2 protein-coding genes are annotated in these 2432 nt (G+C 33.3%); both read right to left on the bottom strand.

Annotated features, from left to right (window positions below; all coding sequences use genetic code 11):
- A partial coding sequence (sppA, locus tag EZH24_RS10275; protein WP_236847165.1) for a signal peptide peptidase SppA occupies positions 1-864 on the bottom strand: 864 nt, incomplete at its 3' end.
- On the bottom strand, positions 765-2432 hold a 1668-nt coding region (locus EZH24_RS10280; RefSeq protein ID WP_137999044.1), incomplete at its 5' end, for a ribonuclease J. The genes EZH24_RS10280 and sppA, both read right to left, overlap by 100 nt.

The following is a 2432-nucleotide window of genomic DNA, read 5'->3' on the forward strand; positions in this document are numbered from 1 at the left end:
TTCCAAAGCCATTTTGCCGCTGAAATCCAAAGCCATTTTACCGCTGAAAACTCTTCCGTCAAATATTTCGTCTTTGTTTCCTTTTATTTTATCTCCTCTCGATTCTTCAACGACATTAATAAACTGCTCTACAAATTCTCTCGTCATATTCTGCCAATATTCCAATTCGTCTTCTCTCGGCTCTCTGAAAGGCGAAAGCGAATCCTTATTTCTTCCGCTTTTTACCGTATACATTTTGACTCCGTATTTATCCATCAAACCCGAAAGATTGATAAATTGAGATATTACGCCAATGCTTCCCGTGAGAGTAGATTCGTTTGCGTATATTTTGTCCGCTATCATTGAAATATAATATCCTCCGCTCGCCGCCATGCTTCTAAATGACGCTATTATCGGTTTTGGATATTTTTCTTTCAAAACTTTCAAATATTTTAAAGCCTCTTCGCAGGAAGTTAAAGCTCCGCCTGGGCTGTCGACTTGCAAAACGATTGCCTTCACATTATCGTCTTTCATATAATATTCAAAATCGTCCATTAAGGCTTCGGTTACGGATTTCGTTTCAATTCCAAAATTTGAAGTTCTTTTTTCATGCGAAATTACTCCGTTTAAATCGACTATCGCTATTCCTTCTCTCGCGGAAACCGACATTGATTTTGTCAAATTGCTTCCTATTCTTATTGTGGAAATATTATTATTCCTTTTTTCTCTTGAAAATATCGTAATTATTCCAATCAAAATGGATAATAAAATAAGTATAGAAAATATTATGAACTTTTTATCCTTTTTTTCTTTTGCCTTATTCTGTTTAAAATAGCTTTTCTCTTCATTAGTTTCTTTTTCTTCTTCGTCAAATTGGAATGGCATATAATTTTTTCCTCCGTGTTATTTATATTATTATTGTTATCGTTATTAATAGTTTCTTCATTATCGTTCGATTTTTCCAAAATATCAATATCGTTTATATATAGCGAAACGAATATAACGGGTTCTCGTCCGATTATTTGCATATATTTTTTTCTTAAGGCTTCTTTCACTTCGTATTTTATAGTCGAAGGAGTTTTTTTATTTCTTGAAAGCAGTTTTTTCACAGATTCCATTGCGGCGTTTATTCCTTCTTTTCTTAATTCTTCCGTTTTTATCAATAAATTTTCCTTCTCTCCGCCTTTATAAATAAAACCTTTGCTTTCCGTGTCGATTTTTATATCGTAATTTCCAGATTGATTTTTTGAAAGAATAACATTTGCGACAACGACTCCGTTTAAAGAAAGTTGCTCTCTATCATGAAAAATGCTTTCTTCCAAATCTCCGACTCCTTTTCCGTCAACATATATATTTCTTATTTCTATCGGTTCGGATAATTTCGCTTCCAAATTTTTATCGATTTCCAAAACATAGCCGTTATAAAGCAAAAAGCCTTTAGTATTGAGTCCGTTTAAACTTTCCACAAGCTTTATATGATTTATTAAATGTCTTTTTTCCCCGTGAATTGGAATAAAATATTTCGGTTTGACTAATCTATACATCAATTTTAAATCTTCGCTCGAAGCATGTCCCGAAACATGAAGTAGCTTTTTATCTTCTCCAACCATTTTTGCGCCCAAATCGAAAAGATTATTTATCATTCTTGTAACAACCATTTCGTTTCCAGGAATAATACTCGAAGAAAAAATTACCATATCTCCGTCTTCAACTTTAATATGTTTATGCGAGCCGAAAGCTATGAGAGATAAAGAAGAATAAGGCTCTCCTTGAGTTCCCGTAGTTATGCAAACTATTTTTTCTCTCGGATATCTGTTTATTTTATCAATCGGAATTACTATATCGTATAGATTTAAATATCCCATTTCTTCGGCAATTTTTGTATATTTGAGCAAACTTCTTCCAGAAAATGTCACATATTTATTATTGACTTTTGCGGCGGTAACCAAATCTTGTATTCTCTCTATACTGCTTGCAAAAACGGCGACAATTATCATTCCGTCTTTATACGAAAACATTGGAATTATCGAATCTTGAACGGCGCTTTCGCTTATAGAAAAGCCTTCTCTTTGGCAGTTGGTGGAATCGGCTAAAAGCAAAAGAACTCCGTTTTCTCCGTATTCGGCGAATTTATAAAGGTCGATAAATCTGTCGGTTGTCGGATTCAAGTCGATTTTGAAATCTCCCGTATGAATTATTATTCCCAAAGGAGTTTTTATGGCGACTCCGACTCCGTCTGGAATGCTGTGATTTACTCTTATAAATTCTATATCGAAATTTATTCCCAATTTTATTTTATTTCTCGGCTCTAATTCGTATATTTTCGTATCTTTAAATTCGTTTTTGTATTCGCTTAATTTCGCTCTTAAAAATGCGGCGGTTAGCCTTGTTCCGTAGATTTTTATATTTGGAAAATTTTGCAAAAAATTATTTGGAAAATTCTGCAAAAAATG

The organism is Brachyspira catarrhinii, assembly GCF_005518285.1.
GTDB lineage: Bacteria > Spirochaetota > Brachyspiria > Brachyspirales > Brachyspiraceae > Brachyspira > Brachyspira catarrhinii.